Origin of the sequence: Mesorhizobium sp. C432A (assembly GCF_030323145.1) — a bacterium.
Classification (GTDB): Bacteria; Pseudomonadota; Alphaproteobacteria; order Rhizobiales; family Rhizobiaceae; genus Mesorhizobium.
Genome location: NZ_CP100470.1, coordinates 1993775 through 2010000, shown reverse-complemented (window position 1 = coordinate 2010000; position 16226 = coordinate 1993775). Strand labels below are relative to the sequence as shown.

The following is a 16226-nucleotide window of genomic DNA, read 5'->3' as shown; positions in this document are numbered from 1 at the left end:
GAAGGCTAATGCATGTCGCCCAGAAGTGTGCCGCGGCTCTGGACAAGGACATGCCTCAAAACAAACACTTAAAGCGCGTCGTATGAATCCGTTTCAGCGCGACGCGCTTTAAGCCGTCACACTCGACGCTGGCGAATCATAATCGCCCCATCAGAGCATTCCGAATCGGGTCGGCTCCGAATCAGGTCGACTGCTCCTCTTCGGCTCGTGACCAAGGCAGCTTTTGCCCCGAAACGGTGGCCCAGGCGATAATAGCGGCAAGCAGGCAAAGCACGGCCGTCACTGTCGACACGGCCGCGAACGCCGCATCGCTGGCGGCGAGCCGTGTTGCATCAAGGTCTGGCGCCAGGCCGGCCAATGCCGGTTCGCCGAATCCCGGAATGCCCGGCCTAGCGCTGGTATCGAGCATCGTCGAATAGACCCAGGCCGCGAGCGAGCCCATCGCCGCCACAGCAATCAGCCCGCCAATGCGCGAAACCGCATTGTTGATGCCGGAAGCGGCGCCGGTATCCTTGTCCTCGACCGCGGTCATGACCGCCGTCGACAGCGGCGACACCACCAGCGCCATGCCGAGCCCCATCACCGCCATCAGCGGAAAGATACCGGTCCAGAAATTGTGCATGCCGGCATGAGTGAGCAAAGCCAACCCGGCAAAGGCGATGGCAACTACCAGGCAGCCGCTGGCGATCGGAAAACGCGGACCGATGCGATCCGACCACTGGCCGACGAGACCCGACAGCAGCGCGATCGACGCCGACAGCGGCAGGAAGATGAAACCGACCTCTTTGGTGCTCAGCCCCCATCCGGCGATCAACAGCATCGGCAGGTAGAACAGATTGGCCGACAGCGCGAAATACAGGAAGAAGGTGGCGAGGTTGGCGCCGGCAAAGGCGCCGATCCGAAACAGCTTGAGATCGATCATCGGCTCGCGCTGCCGAAGCTCGAAGACGATGAAGATGATAAGCAGCACGGCGCCTGCGGCGATGCTCGGCCCCGACATCAGCCCGCTGCCTTCGGCGCTCATCGAGGTCAGTCCGTAGGCAAGCGCCCCGAAGGCAAGCGTGGCGAGAGCGGCGCCGCCGAGATCGAGGCTTCGCTTCTCCGTCGGCGCGTCGGCGGGAATCTTGGCCAGCAGGAGATAGATCGAGATCAGCCCGAGCGGCAGGTTGACGGCGAAGATCGCCCGCCAGATACCGCCGCCAAAGGCCGACAGGACGAAGCCGCCGAGCACCGGACCGAGCGCAGTCGTCAGCGCCGAGGCGGCGGCCCAGATGCCGATCGCCCGGCCGCGCTCCTTCTTCGGATAGGCCTTGGCGATGATGGCGAGGCTGCCCGGCACCATGATCGCCGCACCAAGGCCCTGAATGGCGCGAAAGGCGATGAGCACCAGCGCATTCGGCGCCACCGCGCAGGCCAGCGAAGCGACGATGAACAGCGCAATGCCGGCAACGAAGGCGCGCCTGAGGCCAAACCGGTCGCCGGCGGCGCCGCCGGCCAGAATCAGCGCCGACAGCGTCAGCGCATAGGCGTTGGAAATCCACTGGACCTCGGCCAGGCTGGCGCCGAGGTCGACGCGCATTGCCGGCATGGCAATGGCCAGGATCGACCCGTCGATGAAGCCGAGCGCTGACGCCAGGATCGCCGCTACCAGCACGAACTTGCGCTGCGACTGCGGGCAAAATGTACCGTTGGAAAGCGACCTGGTCAGGGGAACGGCTGCGGCTTCGCTCGGAGACTTCATGAGCGTCTGCTTAGACTTGTTGCGGGCCGGCAACAACCAGCCAGCACCCTGCGCTCATGAATCCAGCTTTGGATATCGGCCTGCCTTATGGGCAGGCCGATATCACTGCGCTGGAGCGCTCACTTGCTCCGCAACATCATCGGCCGAGGGACCGCCGACGAACTCGACGGTGACGCCCGGCGACACCAGCTTGGCCAGTTCGCGCGCATCCCAGTTGGTCAGGCGCACGCAGCCATGGCTTTCGGTCTTGCCGATCTTGGAGGGATCGGGCGTGCCGTGAATGCCATAGGTCGGCTTGTCCAGCGCGATCCACACCGAGCCGACCGGGCCGTTCGGACCCGGCGGGATGGTCAGGATCTTGTCGTTCTGGCCCTGCTTGAAATTGATGCTGGGGTTGTAGGTGTAGTTCGGATCGAGCGCGACGCGCGACACCGTATGAGTGCCGGTCGGCGAGGGCGTGTCGGCTGAACCAATGGTGGCCGGATAGGCCGCGACCAGCTTGCCACCGGCGTTATAGGCGAACACCTGCTTCTTGTCCTTGTCGGCGACGATGCGGGCAACCGGCGTCGCCACCAGCCTGCCGAAATTGGCGACCTTGATGATGGTGCCGGGACGGCTGAAGTCGGCCTCGGGATTGAGCCCCTTCAGGTAGTTCTCGTCCATGTGGAACCGTTCGGCCAAGGCTTCGGTGACGGAGGTGTAAGCCATGCGGTCGAGCTGCGCCTTCTGGCTGTAATCCTCCGGTATCGAGGCGACATAAGGCCCGGCCGCGTCTTCGGGCGTGATCGTATAATTGGCGAAAGCATCGCCACCGGTTTGCGCCAGCGCAGCCTGGATGCCGACCGCGTCGGTCGAGCGCAGATTGCTGCCGGTGATCTGGTTATAGGCGGCAAGCGCCTTGTCGACATTGGAGCCGAAGCGCCCGTCGACGACGCCGGGTGAAGCGCCGGCGCGGTCGAGCAGCACCTGCAAGGCGGCTACATCCTGGCGTGCGCCGAGTGAAAGCGAGGGATCGACCACGGTCTTGCCACCGGCTTTCGGCGGCAGCGCGGCCTGGTCGGCGGGCGCCGCCGGTTCGGCGGGATCGATAGAGGCTTCGTTCAGCGGCTGGCGCTTGACGGGCCGCGGTTCAGCGGATTTCGGCGCTTCCGGATAGGTGTCGCTGTCATTGGCATCATCCTGCGGAGCGGCCCCCAGGAATCTGTCGCTTTCAGGATCGTATTCATCAACCGGCGGGCCGGGGATTCGTCCCTGATCGTCCAGTTGCCTGCGGCGGAAACGCGCCATGTCTTCGGGATCGTCGAGATAGTAGCGGTCGTCGTCTTCGACCGGTGCGCGTCCAAGCTCACGTGCCCGCATTTCCCGGCGCAGCGCGCGGCGGTCGAGCCTGGTCTGCGGCGGCTGGATGGCGATGACCTTGCCGGTCTCGGCATCGACGATGACGCGGTTGCCCCTGGCGTCGTAATAGATGTCGAGATTGCCGTCCTGGGCAAGCACAATGCCGCCGCTATCGGCGGCGCGGACGGCCGGCAGTGCGTTGTCCACAGTCGGCGATGCCATGGCGCTGGACGTGAGCAGCCCGGCGGCGAGCACCGAAAAGGCAAGGATCGTGCGGAACATGGTGGTCAAACTCTCCGGTACTTACAGCGCCGCGCGTCCGTTTGGACGCGCAAAGGACGCTGTAACACTTCATGTCTGCGCATGATCCTTTCCGAAAATCGAATTTCGATTTTCGGGGTCATGCGTAATTGCCGCCGCCCGGCAGTGTTCCCACCAGAACGTTCTCGCCACCGTTTGGATGCGCAAGGAACGCCCTGATCGTCAAAAGCCTGCAGGCAAACCCCTTCGCCAGCAAACCACAACATAAGCTTTCCAACATGAACCGGGCATGAAGATGGCGGATTACTGGTTGCTACAGGCCCAATTCCTTGCGCGTCTGCTTCGTCAGCTTGAGGACGACGAGGCGGTGGCTTTCGCCGAGATAGTCCTTCAGCGCATCATCATCCATGCTCTGGCTTGTCTGACGCTGGATCCAGTTCATGCCGCGCGAGGCGAGATAGGGCGCCGGCCGGCAGCCGGGCTGATCCTTCAGCACGTCATAAGCCATTTCAGAGCATTTGAAGGTGACGAAGACGCCACCCTCCCGGTCACGGCCGGCGATGGTGAAGACCTTGCCACCGACTTTCCAGACATCGGCCCCGCCCCACTGCACGACATGCGTCGTCTGCGGCAGCGAGGCGCAGAAGCTGTTGTAGTCGTCCAGCGTCATCTGCACCCCCGTCAAAGGATTGTTGTTTCATAAGAAAATGCCGCGCGTCCGGTCGGACGCGCGGCGTTGGATCAGGCTGCCGCGTCGGTCGGCACCACAGTGGGCCTGGACCGGAAATTCAACCGGTCGGAGCCGGCGGTGACCTTGACGGTCGAGCCGTCGAGTATCTCGCCAAGCAGGATTTTTTCCGCCAGCGGATCTTGCAGGTCCTTCTGCATCACCCGCTTCAGCGGCCGCGCGCCATAGGCCGGGTCGTAGCCCTTCGCCGCCAGCCAGTCGATCGAATCCTGGTCGAGCGACAGTGTGATCTTGCGGTCGGCGAGCAGGCTTTCCAGCCGCTTGAGCTGGATCTCGACGATGCGGCCCATATCCTGCCGGCGCAGCCGGTGGAACAGGATCACCTCGTCGACGCGGTTGAGGAACTCCGGCCTGAACGAGGCTCTCACCACGCTCATAACCTCGTCGCGCACGGCATCGACGTCCTGCTCTTCGCCGAGATTGACCAGATATTCGGCGCCGAGGTTCGACGTCATGACGATCAGCGTGTTGCGGAAGTCTACCGTGCGGCCCTGCCCGTCGGTCAGCCGCCCGTCGTCGAGCACCTGCAACAGCACGTTGAAGACATCCGGATGCGCCTTCTCGATCTCGTCGAACAGCACGACCTGATAGGGCCGGCGCCGCACCGCTTCGGTCAGCGCACCGCCTTCCTCATAGCCGACATAACCGGGAGGCGCTCCGATCAGCCGGGCGACCGAGTGCTTCTCCATGTATTCCGACATGTCGATGCGCACCATAGCGCTCTCGTCGTCGAACAGGAAATTGGCCAGCGCCTTGGTCAGTTCGGTCTTGCCGACGCCGGTCGGTCCGAGGAGCATGAACGAGCCGATCGGCCGGTTCGGATCCTGCAGCCCGGCCCGGGCACGACGCACGGCCTTGGACACCGCCTGTACCGCTTCGCCCTGGCCGACGACTCGCTTGCCGATCTCGTCTTCCATGCGCAGTAGCTTGTCGCGCTCGCCCTGCAGCATCTTGTCGACCGGAATGCCGGTCCAACGCGACACGATATGGGCGACGTGGTCGGGCGTGACCACCTCTTCGACCATGCCGGCCTTGCCGTCCTGGGCTTCGGCTTCCTTCAGCTTCTTTTCCAGTTCCGGGATCTTGCCATAGGCAAGCTCGCCGGCGCGCTGGAATTCACCCTTGCGCTGGGCAATGGCGAGGTCGTTGCGGGCCGCGTCGAGCTGCTTCTTGAGGTCAGCGGCGAGGCCAAGCTTCTGCTTCTCCGACTGCCATTTGGCGGTGATCTCGGTCGATTCCTCCTCGAGGCCGACGAGTTCCTTTTCGAGACGCGCGAGCCGGTCCTTTGACGCCTCGTCCTTCTCGACCTTCAGTGCCTCGCGCTCGATCTTGAGCTGCATGATGCGGCGATCGATCTCGTCCAGCGCCTCGGGCTTGGAATCGACCTGCATCCTCAGCCGCGACGCGGCCTCGTCGACAAGGTCGATCGCCTTGTCCGGCAGGAAACGGTCGGCGATGTAGCGGTTGGACAAGGTCGCCGCCGCGACCAGCGCCGAATCCGAGATGCGCACCTTGTGGTGCTGCTCGTACTTCTCCTTGAGGCCACGCAGGATCGACACGGTATCTTCCACCGATGGCTCGTTGACGAAGACCGGCTGGAACCGGCGGGCAAGGGCCGCGTCCTTCTCGACATGCTTCCTGTATTCATCGAGCGTGGTCGCGCCGACGCAGTGCAGTTCGCCGCGCGCCAGCGCCGGCTTCAACAGGTTCGAAGCGTCCATGGCGCCATCGGCCTTGCCGGCGCCGACCAGCGTGTGCATCTCGTCGATGAACAGGATGATGCCGCCGGCCGCCGAGGTGACTTCGTTGAGCACGGCCTTCAGCCGCTCCTCGAACTCGCCGCGATATTTGGCGCCGGCAATCAGCGCGCCCATGTCGAGCGCCATCAACTGCTTGTCCTTCAGCGATTCCGGCACGTCGCCATTGACGATGCGCAGCGCCAGACCTTCGGCGATCGCCGTTTTGCCGACGCCCGGCTCGCCGATCAGCACCGGGTTGTTCTTGGTACGCCGCGACAGCACCTGGATGGTGCGGCGGATCTCGTCGTCACGGCCAATCACAGGGTCGAGCTTGCCGGCGCGGGCATCGGCGGTAAGGTCGCGCGCGTATTTCTTTAGCGCGTCATAGCCCTGCTCGGCGCTCGCCGAATCGGCGGTACGGCCCTTGCGGACGTCGTTGATCACCTGGTTCAGCGCCTGCGCTGTGACGCCGGCCTTGGACAGGATATCGGCCGTCTTGGCCGACTTCTCCATGGCCAGAGCCTGCAAAAGCCGTTCAACCGTGACAAAGCTGTCGCCGGCTTTCTTGGCCAATTCCTCGGCGGTCGAAAACACCTTGGCCAGCGGCTGCGCGAGATAAAGCTGGCCGTTGCCGCCTTCCACCTTGGGCATGGCCTCAAGGGCGGTCTCGACGCCAAGCTTGACGTCGCGCACGTTGCCGCCGGCGCGCTCGATCAGCGAGGCGGCCAGCCCCTCATCGTCATCGACGAGGACCTTCAGCATATGTTCGGGAGTGAATTGCTGGTGATTGCGCGAGAGCGCCATGGTCTGGGCGGACTGAATGAATCCGCGGACGCGCTCGGAGTATTTCTCGAGGTTCATATCTGTCTCCTTCCATCACCGGCCCGCTTTGCGGCACCGGATCAGATTGCGGTGACGGACCCGCTCATCCGAGCCGGGTCCAGTTCACGCCAGATATGGGGCGCAAGCCATTGCCGCTCAAGACGTCCGGCTGATGATATTGCATGGCCGAGCAAACGAAAACGGCGGAGATTTCTCTCCGCCGTTTCATCGACTTATGTCTTGTGGGTCAGTTGTTGGCGTCGACGGCGAACGGGTCGCCGGCAGGGCTTTCGGCCGGCGCCGCATCCACCACGTCAACAGCGGCAGCGGTCTCGCCGGCGCCATCCACCACCTGGCCACCACCAGACTGTTCGTCACCGACCTGATCGGCATTGTTGCGCGGGCGGCGCGGACGCCGCGGGCGACGGGCAGCGCCGCTCTCGGCGGCTGCCTCATTGAGTTCGGCCCGGGCGGCAAGAGCCGCCGGCGACAGGTTTTCGTACAGCGGCGCCGGCTCGGAGAAACCGCTCTCGGCTTCGGGCTCAACCGCGGAAACGGTTTCCGCCTGTGCCGGGGTTTCGGTGAAGCGCTGCTGGTCGCCGCGCTGGCCGTTCTGCTCGCCACGCTGGGCAAAGTCGCCACGCTGGTCGTTCTGGCCATAGCCGCCATTGGGGCGGCGGTCACGGTTGCGGCCATTGTTGTCGCGGCCGTTGTTGTTGCGGCCATTATTGTCACGGCCATTATTGTCACGGCCACTGTTGTTCTCGCGGCCGTTTTCCTGGCCGTATGCGAGTTCGGCCGGCGTGCCCTCAATCGTCGGCTGCGGACCGTTGCCGTGGTTGGCCATCGGCGCTTGAGTCTCGCCGCCATTGCCGCTGCCGGCATTGTCAAAATCGTCGCGATCTTCATCGTCGTCGAATTCGTCGCGGTTCTGCGGGGCATTCTGGATCGGCATCTGCGCCTGTGCGGCGGCAATGATGCGGTTGTAGTGCTCGGCGTGCTGGAGGTAATTTTCCGCCATAACCCGGTCGCCGGAGCTTTGCGCATCACGGGCCAGAGTGGCGTATTTTTCGGCGATCTGCTGAGCCGATCCACGGATTTTCACGTCCGGGCCGTTGCTCTCGTAGTTGCGCGTCAGGGGATTTGGGCCCTTGCGGTTGTTATTGTTGTTATTGTTGTTGCCACCGCCGCCGCCATTGTTGTTGCGACCGCGCATGCGCCTGTTCTGCTGTTGTGGCCTCATAAGACTCTCTTCATTTTGAAATTTTCGAAAAACGTTTCGCGAACGGAGGCGCTCATGCAGCCAGCCGTTTCGTTTCTTCACCGGCGTTCGCCCGCATCAATTGCGTTGGCGCCACGTGTCATCCTGTTCCGGTTACATCACTTGCCGGACGATTCCCGCACGAAGCTTGGGCGTCGTTTGCGCAAGAAGGCAGCTATTTCCAAGGAAAACCGAATCGCTAAGAGCACTGCCTGCTTCGTCTCATCCGGTTAGGGCGGACCCTAGCCGCATTCCCCGGCATTGCCAAGCGCTTTTTTTGCACTGCGTCAAGGCTTTCCCTGTTCAAACATAAGAACCCTGTCGTTTCCGCCAAGATCGACAAATGCCCCGGCCAGCCTGTAGCCGGCTGCCGCGAATATGTCTTTGACCTCATTGCGCTGCGTGTGGCCGATCTCGACCGCTATCTTGCCTTCTGCTTCCAGAAACTTTGCCGCCTCGGCGGCGATGATCCTGTAGGGGCCAAGACCGTCCACACCGCCATCAAGGGCTCTGTGCGGATCGAAATCGCGGACCTCGTCCTGCAGATTTCCAATGTCTCTAGACGATATATAGGGAGGGTTTGCGGCAATTACATGGTATCGGCCCGAAACTTTTTCGAACCAGTCAGACTGCAGCCCCACGAACCGGCCGGCGAGTCCGAGTTGCTCGGCATTGCGTATCGCGGTTGCCAGCGCGTCTTGTGAAATATCGACCCCGGTGGCGGTCGCGGCCGGAACCGCGCTGAGCAGCGCCAGCGCAATCGCGCCGGTACCGGTGCCGAGATCGAGGATACGGCATTCCCCCAGCCTTTCGGCCGTCACCCCGGCAAAAGGCAGGATCGCCTCGACCAGCGTTTCGGTGTCCGGCCGCGGCTCCAGCGTTTCCGGCGACAGCGACAGCCGCAGGCCGTAAAACTCGCGAAACCCGAGGATGCGGTGAACCGGTTCGCCGGCCATGCGGCGCTGCAGAGCAGCGCCGATTGCGGCAACCGCACCCGCATCGACCGTCCGTTGCGGGTCGGCGATCGCCTGCGTACGGTCCGTGCGGGAAAAATGCTCGACGATAAGCCTGGCATCCAGCGCCGGGTCGGAAAGGCCGGCCGCGGCAAGCCGCTCCCGCGCCACCCGCAACAACGGCCCGAGCGCGCCGGGCAACATGTCAGCCATCGAGGCCAATATCGGCGAGCAGCTTCGACTGATGGTCGGCGATCAGCGCATTGATGACCTCATCGAGCTCGCCCATCATCACCCGGTCGAGCTTGTAGAGCGTCAGGTTGATACGATGGTCGGTAAGGCGGCCCTGCGGGAAGTTGTAGGTGCGGATGCGCTCCGAACGGTCGCCCGAACCAACCTGCGATTTGCGTGACTCCGAGCGCTCCTCGTCCGCCTTGCTGCGCTCGAGGTCGTAAAGCCGCGCACGCAGAATCTGCATGGCTTTCGCCCGGTTCTGATGCTGCGACTTCTCCGCCTGCACCACCATGATGCCGGTCGGCAAATGGGTGATGCGCACCGCAGAATCGGTGGTGTTGACGTGCTGGCCGCCCGAACCCGAGGCGCGCATCGTGTCGATGCGGATGTCTTCGGCGCGGATGTCGATGTCGACCTCTTCGGCTTCCGGCAGAACGGCCACCGTCGCCGCCGAAGTGTGGATGCGCCCGCTGGCCTCGGTCGCCGGCACGCGCTGCACGCGGTGCACGCCGGATTCGAATTTCAGATGGGCAAAGACGCCCCTACCGGAAATGGTGGCGATGATTTCCTTGAAGCCGCCGGCATCGCCGTCGCTGGCCGACACCGTCTCGAAGCGCCAGCCGCGTTCGGCGGCATAGCGCTCATACATGCGAAACAGGTCGCCGGCGAACAATGCCGCCTCATCGCCGCCGGTGCCGGCGCGGATTTCAAGGATGGCGTTCTTGTCGTCGGCCGCGTCCTTGGGCAACAGCAGGATCTGGATGTCCTTCTGCAGCTCTTCGATTCGCGCTTCGACGCCCGGCAAATCTGCCTCCGCCAGGGCCCGCATCTCTGCGTCGGTGCCCTTGTCGGCAAGCATCGCCTCGAGGTCGGCTTGCTCGCGCTCGACTGAGCGCAGTTCCCTGACCTTGGCCACCATGTCCTGCAGCTCGGCATATTCGGAAGCCATCTTCACATAGGCATCGGCCGCCGGGCCGGCCGACATCTGCGCTTCGAGCATCTCGAAACGCTTGACGACCTGATCCATACGCTCGCGGGGAAGATTGACCATGGCTAATGCTATAGCGGGATGGAGCGGTCGTCGGCGAAGGCCTGCAGCAGCGCCCGCATCGGCAGCCCTTGAGCTGGCGCCATCAGATTGTCGGCAAAGAAAGCCTCCAATTCCTCCAGTGGCAGTTCGGTCAACATCGCCTTGACCGGGCCGATCGAGGCTGGAGACATCGAGATCGAGCGGTAGCCGAGGCCGATCAGCGCCATGGCGGAAATGGGTTTTCCGGCAAGCTCGCCGCACAGCGTCACCGGCGTGTGGTTGCGAACCCCGGCGTCGGCGATCTGCTTCAGAACCCGCAGGAACGGCGTCGACAGCGTGTCGAAGCGGTCGGAGAGCTGCGTGTTCCCCCGATCGACCGCCATGACGAACTGGAACAGGTCGTTGGAGCCGACCGAGACGAAATCGACCGCCTTCATCAACTCGTCGAGCTGGAACAGCAGCGACGGCACTTCCAGCATGGCGCCCACCTTGAGGCTGGTCGGCAGATGGTGGGCAAAGCGGGAGAGATGCCGCACTTCGCGGTCGATGATCTCGCGCGCCTGGGCGATTTCGCCGAGCTCGGTCACCATCGGCAGCATCAGCTTCAGTTCGCGCCCGCCGCAGGCCTTCAGCAGAGCGCGGATCTGGGTCCTGAGCAGACCCGGCCGGTCGAGCGTCAGCCGGATCGCGCGCCAGCCGAGCGCAGGGTTTTCTTCCTGGACAGCGCCCTTGAAGTAGGGCAGCACCTTGTCGCCGCCGATGTCGATGGTGCGGAAGGTGACCGGCTTGCCACGCGCCGCGTCCAGCACGTCGCGGTAGAGCCGCTCCTGCGCCTCGGCACGCGGGAAGGTCGAGGCGACCATGAACTGCAATTCGGTGCGGAACAGGCCGATGCCGGCGGCACCCGCCTCGGCCAGCTGCGGCAGGTCGACGGCCAGGCCCGCATTCATCAGCAGGTCGACCTGGACGCCGTCCTTGGTCACCGACGGCTTCTTGCGCAGTTCCCGGTAGACTTCCTGCCGGCGCGCCCGGAAGCGCACTTTTTCGGCATAGGCAGCTTCGAGGTCGGGCTGCGGCCGCAGATGGATGGTGCCTTCCTCGCCGTCGACGATGATGGCATCGCCGTTTTCCGCCATGGAAACGGCGCCCTTCATCTGGCCGGCGACCGGAATGCCCATGGCGCGCGCTACGATGACGACATGGCTGGTGGCAGCGCCGTCTTCCAGCACCACGCCGCGCAGCTTGTCCCTGGGATAATCAAGCAGTTCGGCCGCGCCCATCGAGCGCGCGACCAGGATGGCATCCTTCGGCAGTGACGCCGCGACGTCGTCAGGCCCGCGCCCCATCAGCTGGCGCAGCAGCCGGTTGGCGAGATCGTCGAAGTCGCTCATCCTCTCGCGCAAATAAGGATCGGTCATGTGCAGCATGCGGGCGCGCATGTCGCTCTGCACCTTTTCCACCGCCGCTTCCGCCGTCAGGCCGTTGCGGATCGCCTCTTCCAGCCGGCGCACCCAGCCGCGGTCGTTGGCAAACATGCGATACGCCTCGAGCACCTCGCGATGTTCTCCCTCGAAGGCGACATCGCGCCGCTCCAGCATGTCGTCGATGGAAAGCCTGAGCGAACCGAGCGACGTCTCCAGCCGGCGCACCTCTTCCTCACTGTCCTCGTTGAACAGATTGGTGACGACGATGCGTGGCTCATGCAGCACGACATGGCCGAGGCCGACACCCTCGTTGAAGGACAGGCCGGTAAAGCTGACGGGACGGCGCAGGTCGAGTTCGAGGCCGGGCCGGGTCAGGCGCGCGAGATCGCCGGTGGCGATCATCTCGGCGATCACCATGGCGGTCGTTTCCAGCGCCTCGACCTCGTCGTCGCGGTAGTGGCGCATGGTCTTGTTCTGCACCACCAGCACGCCGAGCGTGCGCCCTGCCCTTAGTACCGGCACGCCGAGGAAGGAATTGTAGATCTCTTCGCCGGTCTCCGGCAGGTAGGCGAAGGCCGGATGTTCCTGCGCATTGGAGAGGTTGAGCGGCCGCGCGCTGGCGGCAATGGTGCCGACGAGGCCCTGCCCCAGCCGCAGCTGCGCCAAATGGACGGCGTTCGGGTTCAGACCTTCGGTGGCATAGAGTTCGAGCACCGAATCGGCGCGCAGCACATAGAGCGAGCAGACCTCGGCGACCATGTTGGAGGCGATGTCGCGCACGATCCGGTCGAGCCGCTCCTGCGGCTCCAGCGGCTCCTGCATGAGCTCGCGGAGCCGTTTCAGCAGAACGCGCGGGCCACTGGCCGTATCACGCATCGCGGCTTCTTCTCCAATGGGCATTTTGCCCGCCGCAGTTTCCACTGCCACCGGCGCACACGCAACAACTCAAATCGCTCTCGCTACTGCTTATCCAGACCGTACACGGAATGCAAAGTGCGAACCGCGAGTTCCGTGTAGGGACCGTCGATCAGTATCGAAATCTTGATCTCGGAGGTGGTGATGGCGCGGATGTTGATCGCCTTGTCGGCCAGCGCCTTGAAAGCGGTGGCGGCCACACCGGCATGGCTGCGCATGCCGATGCCGATGACCGAAACCTTCGACATGCCGGCTTCCGACTGCACCACGTCATAGCCGATCGAAGCCTTCAGACGCTCCAGCACGGCCAGCGCCTTGTCCACGTCGCCGGACGGCACGGTGAAGGTCATGTCGGTGAACTTGCCGTCCTCTGAGATGTTCTGGACGATCATGTCGACATTGATGTTGGCCTCGGCCAGCGGGCCGAAAATGCCGGCGGCAACGCCCGGGCGGTCGCCAACGCGGCGCAGAGAAATCTGCGCTTCGTCCTTGGCGTAGGCAATTCCGGTGACGACCTGCTGTTCCACGATCTCTTCCTCGTCGCAAATAAGCGTTCCCGGAGGATTGAGCAAATCCCCCATTCCGGGCGCATCGGGATCGTCGAAGGACGACCGCACGAACGTACGCACCCTGTGCACCATGGCAAGCTCGACCGAGCGCACCTGCAAGACCTTGGCGCCGAGCGAGGCCATTTCGAGCATTTCCTCGAACGAAATCTTGCTGAGCCGCCGCGCCTTCGGCTCGATGCGCGGATCGGTGGTGTAGACGCCGTCGACATCGGTGTAGATGTCGCAGCGGTCGGCCTTGACCGCCGCGGCAATGGCCACCGCGCTTGTGTCGGAGCCGCCGCGGCCGAGCGTGGCGATGCGGTTGTCCGGGCCGATGCCCTGGAAGCCGGCGACGACAGCCACCTGGCCCTCGCCGAAGCGCTTGATCAGGAACGCACCGTCAATTTCGAGGATGCGCGCCGCGCCATGCGCGTTGTCGGTCTTGATCGGGATCTGCCAGCCCTGCCAGGAGCGGGCATGGACGCCCATATTCTGCAGTGTGATCGCCAGCAGGCCGGCAGTCACCTGCTCGCCCGAGGCGACCACGGCGTCATACTCGCGCGCGTCGTGCATGGGCGAGGCTTCGCGCGTCCAGCCAACCAGTTCATTGGTCTTGCCCGCCATCGCCGAAACCACGACAGCGACCTCATGGCCGGCATCGACCTCGCGTTTGACGTGACGCGCCACATTGCGGATGCGGGCGATGTCGGCGACGGAGGTTCCGCCGAATTTCATCACGATGCGCGCCATGGAAGCGAAATGCCTTTGACTGAAGCCGGCCCAGGACCGAAAGGGGAAGTAAGCGCTCGACAGAAGCCGGCCGCTGAATGCGCGCCTCCTTAGCCAAATGATCACGGTTTCGCAAGGCTGGCGGCGGATGCCGGCTTCAGGATCGCGGCATATTGCGTTCGGCCCCGCCGCCGCTTACCAAATGCTGCCCGCGGGAAACTCCTTTTGGTCCGGCATATCGAATGATTGTTCGCCTTCGACGCGCCATGCGGTGGCAATCGCTGCCGCTGTTCATCGGCTTCGCCGTGCTGGCGTTGATCGTCGGCACACGCGCCGTGCTGGTCGAGACCCAGAGAGCCAATCGTGAGGCCGCGCGCGAGGCGGTCGAGTATCAGGAATTGCTTTCCGGTTTGCTTGCGATGGCTCAGGAGGCCGAGACCAGCCAGCGCGGCTATCTCCTGACCGGCGAGAAATCCTACCTCCAGCCTTATCGGCAGGCGGTCGACGCCATTCCGGGCCAGCTTGCCCGCATCCACGGCATGACCGCGCCGGACGACGAACTCGTGCAGCAGATCAACCACGTCAAGGACGCGCTTTCACAAAACCAGGCCGAATTGGCTGAGACGATTGCACTCTACGATCGCGGCGATGCGGCAAAAGCTCTGGAACTGGTCCGCAGCGGCCAGGGCAAGGCCGCCATGGACCAGATCCGGGCCAGCATGGACACGATCCGGCGCATTGGCGGCGCAGCCATCGCCGCGCGCGACGCTCATACCGACCGGGTCGAAAACTGGCTGCGAATCGGCTCGATAGCGGCGCTGCTGGCGATCTTCCTGCTTGGCGCCTACACGGTTCGCCTTTCGCGCCGCCGGTTCCGCGCAGTGGCGATCGCCCAGGAAGAGCTGATGCGCAAGAACATCGAGCTCGGCAACGAAATCCAGACGCGTGAAAAGGCCGAATCGCAGATCCGCCAGATGCAGAAGATGGAGGCTGTGGGCCAGCTGACCGGCGGTATCGCCCACGATTTCAACAACATGCTGGCGGTGATCATCAGCGCCATGAACCTCGCCCAGCGCAAGCTGACGCGGGGCGAGCACGACATCATGAAATTCATCGAAGCGGCGACCGATGCGGCGACCCGGGCCGCAAACTTGACGTCACGGCTGCTTGCCTTCTCGCGCCAGCAGCCGCTCGCGCCTCAGGTTGTAGACGCCAATCGTCTGGTCGCCGGCATGTCGGACCTGCTTCGGCGGGCGCTCGGCGAAACCATCCGCATCGAAACCGTGCTGGCTGGCGGCCTGTGGAAGACCCATGCCGATCCGAGCCAGCTCGAAAATGCCATTCTCAACCTGGCGGTCAATGCGCGCGACGCCATGGGCGAGGACGGCAAGATGACCATCGAGACCGCCAACAGCCACCTCGACGAGGGCTACGCCGCCACCCATGCCGAGGTCAAAGCCGGCCAGTATGTGATGATCGCGGTCAGCGACACCGGCGCCGGCATGCCGGCGGACGTCATGGAGCGGGCTTTCGAGCCGTTTTTCACCACCAAGCCGGTCGACAAGGGCACCGGCCTCGGGCTGAGCCAAGTGTTCGGCTTCGTCAAACAGTCCGGCGGACACGTCAAGATTTACTCGGAACCCGGCCAAGGCACCACGATCAGGATCTACCTGCCGCGCTTCTTCGGCCCGGAAGAGGCCGCCATATCTTCGGAACGAGCCGGAAATCCTGCCGTGCCGGTCACCGAAACCATCCTTGTCGTGGAGGACGATCCACGCGTGCGGGCTTCCACCACGGATGCCATGCGCGAACTCGGCTACACCGTCATTCATGCCGCAAGCGGCCAGGAAGCGCTGGAAAAGCTGGGCGACAACCCTGGTGTGGCGCTCATGTTCACCGATATCGTCATGCCGGTGATGAATGGCCGCAAGCTCGCCGAAGAGGCGCTGGCGCGCATGCCGAAGCTGAAGGTGATCTTCACCACCGGCTTCACCAGGAACGCCGTCGTCCACAATGGCGTGCTCGACCATGACGTGCATTTCCTGGCCAAGCCCTTCACCATCGAGCAGCTGGCGGCGAAATTGCGAGACGTGCTGGACGCAAGATGACCGAGGCCCTGGAAATCGTCACCTTTCGCCTCAAACCTGGAGCGGAAGCGGGCTTTGCCGCCGCCAACAACCAGGTCGCCGACTGGCTGGCGCGGCAACCTGGTTTCGTAAACCGCTGCCTGGCGCGGCGGGACGATGGCGGATGGGTCGATGTGGTGCGCTGGCGAAGTCGCGAGCAGGCTCTCGCCGCCGCAGGCCGGATCATGGCCGAGATCGGCGATTGCGAAGCGATGCGGGCCATCGATCCCGCAAGTGTTGCGATGGAACATGCGGCGATTGTGATCTCGAGGCCATAGGTCGACTAGCCAGCAGTCGCAAAAACCGGCCTTGACTTTCTTGCCCCGGCACCCGACTTCCTAGCGTCCGAGGAGACCC

General features: G+C 63.9%; 12 protein-coding genes (1 of these 12 cut by a window edge). 3 read left to right on the top strand and 9 right to left on the bottom strand.

Annotated features, from left to right (window positions below; translation table 11 throughout):
* Positions 1-9, top strand: the end of a protein-coding gene (locus NLY33_RS09695) for a M23 family metallopeptidase (RefSeq protein WP_023686664.1). The gene continues 1962 nt to the left of window position 1, outside the view; 9 of the gene's 1971 nt are visible here — the last part of the coding sequence; its start codon lies off the left edge, out of view; the stop codon is at positions 7-9.
* Between the two features lie 172 nt (positions 10-181).
* Here the strand turns inward: NLY33_RS09695 and NLY33_RS09690 are convergent, their stop codons facing one another.
* The 9 genes from NLY33_RS09690 to NLY33_RS09650 form a co-directional block, all read right to left on the bottom strand.
* Entirely contained in the window at positions 182-1741 is a 1560-nt protein-coding gene (locus NLY33_RS09690) for an MFS transporter (protein WP_023704280.1), read from the bottom strand.
* A 102-nt stretch (positions 1742-1843) separates the two neighbouring features.
* Complete coding sequence (locus NLY33_RS09685) at positions 1844-3361, bottom strand: L,D-transpeptidase family protein (RefSeq protein ID WP_023704281.1); 1518 nt, start codon at positions 3359-3361, stop codon at positions 1844-1846.
* A gap of 292 nt (positions 3362-3653) precedes the next feature.
* Positions 3654-4010: an MmcQ/YjbR family DNA-binding protein gene (locus tag NLY33_RS09680; RefSeq protein ID WP_023707558.1), complete on the bottom strand. Its 357-nt coding sequence runs from the start codon at positions 4008-4010 to the stop codon at positions 3654-3656.
* A 71-nt stretch (positions 4011-4081) separates the two neighbouring features.
* Positions 4082-6688: an ATP-dependent chaperone ClpB gene (gene clpB, locus NLY33_RS09675; RefSeq protein ID WP_023704283.1), complete on the bottom strand. Its 2607-nt coding sequence runs from the start codon at positions 6686-6688 to the stop codon at positions 4082-4084.
* 208 nt (positions 6689-6896) lie between these two features.
* Positions 6897-7892 (bottom strand): DUF4167 domain-containing protein, encoded by a 996-nt coding sequence (locus tag NLY33_RS09670; protein WP_023707557.1) that lies wholly within the window; start codon positions 7890-7892, stop codon positions 6897-6899.
* A gap of 305 nt (positions 7893-8197) precedes the next feature.
* Entirely contained in the window at positions 8198-9076 is an 879-nt protein-coding gene (gene prmC / locus NLY33_RS09665; protein WP_023704285.1) for a peptide chain release factor N(5)-glutamine methyltransferase, read from the bottom strand.
* On the bottom strand, positions 9069-10148 hold the full coding sequence (prfA, locus tag NLY33_RS09660) for a peptide chain release factor 1 (protein WP_023672971.1): 1080 nt from the start codon (positions 10146-10148) through the stop codon (positions 9069-9071). Before prfA ends, prmC begins: the two co-directional genes overlap by 8 nt.
* A gap of 8 nt (positions 10149-10156) precedes the next feature.
* Entirely contained in the window at positions 10157-12427 is a 2271-nt protein-coding gene (gene ptsP / locus NLY33_RS09655; protein WP_023672972.1) for a phosphoenolpyruvate--protein phosphotransferase, read from the bottom strand.
* A gap of 83 nt (positions 12428-12510) precedes the next feature.
* Positions 12511-13764 (bottom strand): aspartate kinase, encoded by a 1254-nt coding sequence (locus NLY33_RS09650; protein WP_023707556.1) that lies wholly within the window; start codon positions 13762-13764, stop codon positions 12511-12513.
* Positions 13765-14009: 245 nt separating this feature from the next.
* Between NLY33_RS09650 and NLY33_RS09645 the strand changes: the two genes are divergently transcribed.
* Both NLY33_RS09645 and NLY33_RS09640 read left to right on the top strand, forming a co-directional pair.
* Positions 14010-15851, top strand: a complete 1842-nt coding sequence (locus NLY33_RS09645; protein WP_023707555.1) for a CHASE3 domain-containing protein — start codon at positions 14010-14012, stop codon at positions 15849-15851.
* Positions 15848-16147: an antibiotic biosynthesis monooxygenase family protein gene (locus NLY33_RS09640; RefSeq protein WP_023704286.1), complete on the top strand. Its 300-nt coding sequence runs from the start codon at positions 15848-15850 to the stop codon at positions 16145-16147. Before NLY33_RS09645 ends, NLY33_RS09640 begins: the two co-directional genes overlap by 4 nt.
* The last annotated feature ends 79 nt before the right edge of the window (positions 16148-16226 follow it).